This is a genomic window from Hydrotalea sp. (genome assembly GCA_030054115.1).
Lineage (GTDB): Bacteria > Pseudomonadota > Alphaproteobacteria > JASGCL01 > JASGCL01 > JASGCL01.
In genome coordinates, this window is sequence record JASGCL010000050.1 from 1 (window position 1) to 7,837 (window position 7,837).

A 7,837-nucleotide genomic window follows, 5' to 3' on the forward strand; every position below is an offset into this window, starting at 1 on the left:
CAACTAGGGCAAGCCCTAGAACCAGGCTAGTTGCCACGAGCGAGATAAAAAGATTATGTTAATAATTTTTCTTTGAACTCAGCCAATTCATCATTGAGCATAATGCCATATAATTCTTTATCTAACTTTTCTTTATCAGAAATCATTTTTAAATTATTATAACTATATTCTTTTGATGCATCTATAGCATCGGCATCGCTAACATCACATATATTAAACAATAGTCCTAGAATAATCATTTTAGGAGCTAATTGCGTAGAAAAATTTTCATGTTTAGCATAACGCAATATCTCTTTAAACACTTCATCTTTAAATGGGAGCCTAAAGCATTTTATAGACATTTCTCTTTCGATGTTTTTATTATCAAAGATTTCTAATTGTGTCTTTGTAAATACAAACATTTTTTTTAGCCCATTTACAGCATCATTCAAATTCTTATTTGGGCTTCTCCCTATAAACTCATTAATTGTTTTTTTTGCTGGTTCATGAATAAACGATAATTTAGGATTTATAATATCATAAATTGCGCCCTCTGCTCGTTGGGAGTAATCAGCATATATTTTTAGTATTATCCAAAAAAAATTCTTTATCAAAATGTCACCTGTAACAATTTTATCTTTTGTAAAAAACTCGACAAAGTCTTTTTCTCTAACTTGTGCCGTAATTTTATTTTCGCAATCCTTGCACCCCATTTTATCATTAGAAAAAAGAAGACTATTAAATTCTGGCGGTGTTGAAAATCCATTTCCACGTAAGTCGGTCGCATATGTAGATAAGTTAAAATGCTTAATTAAGGCGTTTGGTATAATATGTTGATTGGCTGTATTCTTATCTTCTCCAGCGTGAATTAATTCTTTGTTGCAAAAACAACAGTTCGGGAGCCCCGTTTTTGACACATAGGGCAAAGCAGGATTATTCTTTTTTAATATATCCATTTCTTGATTTTCCATAATATATATTTAAACGATGCTCGCTATAGATGCAATATAAAACAACTCCATATAAGCAAGTCCCCGTTAAAGATTTTTGCTCGGCCGCCCTAAAATCCCTCTCCCCGTCATTCCTGAAATTTTGCCTTGGCAAAATTATCAGCCGCCCTCAAACAGCGAAGCGATAGGGCGAATATATTGCCATTCCCTGGACGGCATGGGTTACTATCAAGTTATTGCCTTGCTTTATTCTTGTTTAAAGATAGCTAAATGTTTTTTTGTGAATCCGCCGAGGCCAGGGAATGGTTCCTTGATAACCCGCGCTGGCCGCGCGGGTTTCAAAGATGACGGGTAGAGAGGTGAGAGGCGGAGGTTGCGAATTTGACGTAGTGGCAAACCCACCCGAAAACCTCTTCTTGCTTTCCTTGTTTTTTTGCGATAGAAAGAGACAACAATTTTATTTTATCCCCCAACAACTAAAAAAGGTCATCACCCCATGCCCCAAAGTAATTCGGCCAAAGAACGGGATATTGCCAATATCCTGCACCCATTCACCAACCTTGCCGCCCACGAAACCCGTGGCCCAACCATTATCGAACAGGGCAAGGGTGTCTATATCAAGGACAGCGAGGGCAAAGAATATATCGAGGGGCTTTCCGGCCTGTGGTGTGCGTCATTGGGTTATGGCCAAGAACGGCTGATTAAGGCCGCCGAAAAACAATTGCGCACCCTGCCCTATGGGCATTTGTTCGCCCATAAAAGCCACGACCCGGCTATCGACCTGGCCGAAAAATTAATTTCCATGGCACCCAAAACCAACCCAAAAATGGCGAAGGTGTTTTTTGCTTGTTCGGGGTCGGAGGCCGTCGACAGCGCAATTAAAATCGTGTGGTTTTACCACAACGCCATCGGCAAACCGAAAAAGAAAATGATTCTGTCGCGCCACCATGGTTACCACGGGGTTACGGTGGCCGGTGCGTCCCTGACCGGCTTGACCAGTCTGCATAAGGGTTTTGACCTGCCGATTATTCCGGTGCGCCACCTTGCCGTGCCGCATTTCCCGCGCATGGGTAAAGACGGCGAAAGCGAAGAACAATTCACCGACCGGCTAATCGAGGAAGTGAAGTCGGTGATTAAGGAAGTCGGTGCCGACAATATCGGCGCAATGATTGCCGAACCATTGCAAGGCGCGGGCGGCGTTATCTTGCCACCCAAAGATTATTTCAAAAAACTGCAACCGATATTGCAAGAAAACGAAATCTTGCTGATAGCCGATGAAGTCATCACCGGATTCTGCCGAACTGGCAATTTCTGGGGGTCGGAAACCTACGGCATGAACCCCGACATCATGACCATGGCAAAGGCCTTGTCCTCGGCCTACTTGCCAATTTCGGCGGTCATGATAAATGAAAAAATCGCCGCGCCAATTACCAAATACGCCGGCGAATTAACCACCTTCGGCACCGGCTTCACCTACGGCGGGCACCCGGTGTCTTGCGCGGTCGCCCTCGAAACATTAAAAATTTATGAGGAAGATAAAATACTCGACCATGTGCGCAAACTTGCGCCACGGGTGCAAGAACATTTGGCCAAATTGCGCGACCACCCATTGGTCGGCAATGCGCGCGGCATCGGGCTTATCGGCGCGGTCGAATTATGGCAAGACAAAAAATCGCGCAAATTATTCGCGCCCGAGCTTGGCGCCGCGGCCAAGGTCGCCGCGTTGGGCGAAAAACACGGCGTGATATTGCGGCCATTGATTTTTGATTCGGTGGCTTTCTGCCCGCCGTTGGTGATTGCGGAAAAAGATTTGGACGAATTGTTCAAACGCTTCACCGCCGCGTTGGACGAGGCCACTGCCATCTTAAAACCCTAGGCCAACAACCAAACAAAAAATGAGCACGGATTTTTTTGAACAAACCATCAGGGACAACCTGGTTAAAATCAAGAGCGAGGGTCGCTATCGTGTCTTCGCCGACCTGGAACGTATCCCCGAAAAATTTCCGCAAGCGATCTATCATAACAAATATGGCGAAGCCAAAGAAATAACCATTTGGTGTTCGAATGATTATTTGGGCCTGGGCCAGGACCCACGGGTTATCGCCGCCATGACCGACGCGTTGGAAAAATACGGCGCGGGCGCGGGCGGCACGCGCAACATTGCCGGCACGCACCACCTGCACCAAATATTGGAAGAAAAATTGGCCGCACACCATGGCAAGGAAAAATCATTGCTTTTTACATCGGGCTATGTCGCCAACCTGACCGCCCTGTCGGCATTATCGGCATTAAACCCGATTATTTATTCTGACGCGCTAAATCATAATTCGATGATCGCTGGCATGCGCTATGGCAAGGCGACAAAAAAAATCTTCCCGCACAACGACGTCGGTGCCTTGGAAAAATTTTTAGACGCCGACACCCGCGCCAACCCCGACCGGCCAAAAATCATTGCCTTTGAATCGGTTTATTCGATGGAGGCAACTTTGGGCAAAATAAAAGACATCGTCGCCCTGGCAAAAAAATATTCGGCCATTACCTACCTTGACGAGGTTCACGCCGTCGGGCTTTATGGCGCGACCGGTGCCGGCATGGCGGAGGAAGTTGGCGTGATGGCCGACATCGATATTATCCAAGGAACCATGGGCAAGGCCATCGGCCAAATTGGCGGTTACATCGCCGGTAAAGCCGAGGTGGTCGATTACATCCGCTCGATTGGCCATGGGTTTATTTTTACGACCTCCCTGCCGCCGCATGTGGTCGCCGGCGCTATCGCCGCGCTTGATATTATTCGCAATACACCGTCACTGCGCAGTGAATTATCAACCCAGGCAAAACATTTAAAACAACAATTGACCGCCGCGAAAATCCCCACCATGGAATCGCAATGTCATATTGTGCCGGTGGTGATTGGTTCGGCCAATCAGTGCAAGGCCATGACCGATAGATTGTTGATGCGCCACGATATTTATATTCAACCGATTAATTACCCCACCGTGCCGCGCGGTGCCGAACGTCTGCGCCTGACGGCCAGCCCGCGCCACACCGACGCCATGATTGCAACATTGGTGACGGCATTGGCAAAGGAATGGCAAGAATTCCAATTGCCATGGCTAGCATGATGCGTTGCCATCGGCTGGCGTGATGACGAATGTCATCATTGGTTAATATTATTAAAAGTAATGATGATAAAAAAATATAAGGAAAAATCATGGTAAAAAATGTTGATGTTATTATATCGGGTGGCGGGCTGGCCGGCCAAACCCTGGGGCTGGCACTGGCGCGCGCCGGCCTGCACCCCGCCATCATCGAACGGGGTAAAATGGAAAAAACATTATCGCCAAATTTTGACGGCCGTGCCTCGGCATTATCTTTTGGCCCGCTGGAATTTCTGGCGAAACTCGGCCTGTGGGACGAATTAAAAACCAACGCCACACCGATTAACGACATCCGCATTGTCGATGGCGATGTCATCCGCGGGGCATCGCCGCTTATCGCCCATTTTAACCATAAAGAAATCGGCGTCAAAAACAGCGTGCTTTACCCCGAACGCACCAGCCAACCATTCGGCGTGATTATTGAAAATCGGTTTTTGCGCCACGCCCTTATGAATAATATGTCGCAACAAAAAAATATCAGTATTTATGAGGAAGCCTCCATCGTTGACAAAATCATCGATGATAAAAATGTCACGGCGACATTATCATCGGGCGATGTTTTATCCGCGCCATTGTTGGTAATTGCCGAGGGCAAAATGTCCGGCGAATCAAAAAACATCAGTTCGTTTTATGAAAATAATTACGCGCAAACCGCCATTGTCTTGTCGGTGCGTGCGGCGCGGCCGCACCATGGCGTTGCGGTGGAATTTTTCTATCCCGCCGGGCCATTTGCCATGTTGCCCCTGCCCGATAACAAAATGAACGTGGTCTGGACGGAAAAACCCGCCATGGCCGAAAAATTATTGGCCTTGCCAGCCGCCGATTTCCACGCCCAATTGGCGCAACGTTTCACCGATTGGCTGGGGGATATTGAAATCGTCAGCCGCGTTTTTTCCTACCCCCTTGGGGTACGGCACGCCCATCGCTATGGCAACAACCGCCAGCTGTTGATTGCCGATTCGGCGCACAGCATCCACCCGATAGCCGGCCAAGGTTTTAACTTGGGGATTAAAGATATTATCGCCCTGACCGATATTTTGTCCGCCGCACGCAATGACAAACAGGACATGGGGGCGAATAATATCATCACGCGTTATCAGCGCGCGCGGCGTTACGACAATCAAAAAATGTTGTTGGCGACCGACGCGCTGAATAAATTATTCGCCACCAGCAACGACATGGTAACGGCGGTCAGGCGTTTGGGGTTGCTTGGCTTTGACCAAATGGATTTTTTAAAAAAACAAACCGTGCGCTATGCCATGGGAATAAAATAGGGGAAACATAAATAATAAAAGGCGTGTTGTCGTAACAATGCGCAAAGCGGGACGAATAAGAAAAGCACCGCATGACCATGAGCAAAAAAAAATCCGCGCCATTTTTCAACCTACCACCATTGGTAACAGCTTGGGCATTTTTAAATCTTATTATATTTTTGGTGATACGATTATTGCCGGCGCAATTGGCCGACGACCTGAACCAACAATTTATTTTTGTGCCGACGCGCGATTTGGATTTTTTTAGCGACGGGCATTTTTCCCCGCCCTATCAAATCATCACCTATGGTTTTTTGCATCACGATTCGGCGCATGTGTTGTTTAACATCGCGATGGGGGTGGTGTTTTCAAAAATGATATATCAATTGTTGGGCATGTGGCGCTGGGCCTTGGTGTTTGTCAGCGGCCTGTTGGGCGGGGCGGCATTGCATATCATCAGCAGTGGCGGCCTGTCGGCGGCGGTGGGTATCATGGGGGCATCGGCCGGCGTGGCGGCGTGGTTGGGGGCAAGTTTGTTTTTGATTGTCAGCCGCATCACCATGCCGGCGCCGTTTGATGACCGCAACCGCGCCCTGTTTTTTATTATATTTTTTATCGCCATCAATTTCTTGGCGGCCCTGGTCGAAAATAATTTTATCGACACGCCGATTTCAAACGCTGGCCACCTCGGCGGTTTGCTTGCCGGTTTTTTAACCGCCTGGGCGGTGATGCTCGGTCGCTTGAAGCCGCGACTGAGAATCCGCTAGGTGGCATTGATCATTAACAAATGATTTATGCTCACTAGATAAAGATAATTTATCTTTTAACCTTATCGGCTCATTCTTTAAATGCTCAGGCTTTTTTGTCTTATTTAAAGCCTTGCCTTGAAAATTTTTTTTCCCAACAACTTGATTCTGTTCACCATCATGGCTTGCTTCATGACCACGCCATATATGACCATTTATTAACCAATCTTCATAATAAAATAACCATTGGTGAGCCCACGTAATAATTTCTCTGACATTCTTTTTTTTAGACCAATGATAATTTTCTGGTTTATATAAACAAAGCTGATTGCCTGCTTGTTTATAAACATGAGGCAAATCATTTAATTTTATAAAATCAGGTTCTACTACCCAGATTTTAGGTTCATAGTCTTTTTCATAATTTAAGCATAAAATATAATCACCTGTTAATTTCTCATCGGTTAAAAGATTGCTTTTTTTATTTATAGCTTGTTCCCAAACAAGAAATTTATTCTTAGCTATTACTTCCATTCTTGCAGGTGCTATCGACGAGCTTGATAAAGAAAACAACACTCTTCTTACGCTTTCAAAATTAGGTGACGCAACATACCGCATACTTATTTGTCTCCAAAAAATGATGGCGCAGAACCATATTGCCCTGCTCTTATCCTGTTATCACCATCATGAAAATTTTTAACAGCGGCATAACCTTGATTAATAAACCTTATCAAATCGTCTTTTTCTAAAAGATGGTATTGTTTAAGAAATTCTTCATGCTTGAAGTTGCTCGCATTAAACTCGTCGCTTTCAACAAGAAGAATGCAAATTCTATCTGCGCTATGAGTGCTATCATAATAGCCAACTTCCCACGGTATCCACGAGGAATCTTGCGCATTCTCAGTCCTTAGCAATAAAAGATTTTTTGATTTTTTTATTGCATCTTTTATTGAATCTACAACATCATCCCTAGCTGTGCCTGCATCCTCCTCCCAATCAATATAAACACTAATGTTGCAAGTATTCTCAAGATAATGCTTAATTTGCTTAACTAATTGCTTATCTTTTAAACTATGAGACAAAAAAACATCATAGATATCTTTCTCACCTCTAGCGGTTCGACTATCAACTAACTGCATAGAAGATAGAGAATTTCTTGTTAAGTCAATTTTGTTAAAATCATTTATGTTAAAATATTTTGATGCCATTTTTATCTCCTTATTTATTACAATCAACGTATTTTTGTTAGATATAGGTAGCGACAATAGTTATTTCAAGACTTTATAGAAGATATTTTTTTATACAGCTTAATAAGCTATATGCAATAATTATTAAAACAAACAATCCATAGAATATTATAAGAGTCATGGAAAAAGTCGATTTGCACCAACTGCTTGCCTTCCCTTGATAAGGCAAGGCATTCATTGAATAATCAATTTTTGAATCTTTTAATTTTCTGACATGATTATATAAATCTCTATATTTTCTTTCTTGGGATAGATAATAACCATCTAAACCCCAAAAGGATATAACTACAATAAATAATATAGTTATAAATAAAATACTTTGTTCTTTAAAAGATAAAGCAATTATTGCGGCAACCAATGTTATTGTCCAACCTTTTATTAAAAAGGAATTGTTTGCCATTCTTATAATGACATTTTGTATAAATTCTAAATGTTTTTCTTTCATTTATTACCGTTGAATGCTGGAAAATTGGCTGGTGATAGAATTAAAATGAAACGGAATTTTAT

At 43.8% G+C, this 7,837-nt stretch carries 8 protein-coding genes; 4 read left to right on the forward strand and 4 right to left on the reverse strand.

The window, feature by feature from the left end:
* Positions 1-53: 53 nt before the first annotated feature.
* Complete coding sequence (locus tag QM529_07070) at positions 54-950, reverse strand: hypothetical protein (protein ID MDI9314414.1); 897 nt, start codon at positions 948-950, stop codon at positions 54-56.
* Between the two features lie 475 nt (positions 951-1,425).
* On the opposite strand from QM529_07070, the gene QM529_07075 reads away from it, so the two are divergent.
* The 4 genes from QM529_07075 to QM529_07090 all read left to right on the forward strand — a co-directional run bounded on the left by QM529_07075 (position 1,426) and on the right by QM529_07090 (position 6,107).
* Positions 1,426-2,805 (forward strand): aminotransferase, encoded by a 1,380-nt coding sequence (locus QM529_07075; protein MDI9314415.1) that lies wholly within the window; start codon positions 1,426-1,428, stop codon positions 2,803-2,805.
* Positions 2,806-2,824: 19 nt separating this feature from the next.
* Positions 2,825-4,051 carry a 5-aminolevulinate synthase gene (gene hemA, locus QM529_07080; protein MDI9314416.1) on the forward strand — a complete coding sequence of 409 codons (1,227 nt, stop codon included), beginning with the start codon at positions 2,825-2,827 and terminating at the stop codon, positions 4,049-4,051.
* A gap of 89 nt (positions 4,052-4,140) precedes the next feature.
* Positions 4,141-5,361, forward strand: coding sequence for a UbiH/UbiF/VisC/COQ6 family ubiquinone biosynthesis hydroxylase (locus tag QM529_07085; GenBank protein ID MDI9314417.1), 1,221 nt, complete (start codon positions 4,141-4,143; stop codon positions 5,359-5,361).
* A 77-nt stretch (positions 5,362-5,438) separates the two neighbouring features.
* Positions 5,439-6,107, forward strand: a complete 669-nt coding sequence (locus QM529_07090) for a rhomboid family intramembrane serine protease (protein MDI9314418.1) — start codon at positions 5,439-5,441, stop codon at positions 6,105-6,107.
* Here QM529_07090 and QM529_07095 read toward each other — a convergent pair.
* The 3 genes from QM529_07095 to QM529_07105 form a co-directional block, all read right to left on the reverse strand.
* A complete protein-coding gene (locus QM529_07095; protein MDI9314419.1) occupies positions 6,051-6,617 on the reverse strand; it encodes a hypothetical protein in 567 nt (188 codons plus the stop codon). The two genes, QM529_07090 and QM529_07095, sit on opposite strands and share 57 nt — an antisense overlap.
* 86 nt (positions 6,618-6,703) lie before the next feature.
* The gene (locus QM529_07100) at positions 6,704-7,291 is read right to left on the reverse strand and encodes a toll/interleukin-1 receptor domain-containing protein (GenBank protein ID MDI9314420.1); all 588 of its coding nucleotides are present in this window, start codon (positions 7,289-7,291) and stop codon (positions 6,704-6,706) included.
* Positions 7,292-7,364: 73 nt separating this feature from the next.
* Positions 7,365-7,775, reverse strand: a complete 411-nt coding sequence (locus tag QM529_07105) for a hypothetical protein (protein MDI9314421.1) — start codon at positions 7,773-7,775, stop codon at positions 7,365-7,367.
* Positions 7,776-7,837 lie beyond the last annotated feature (62 nt).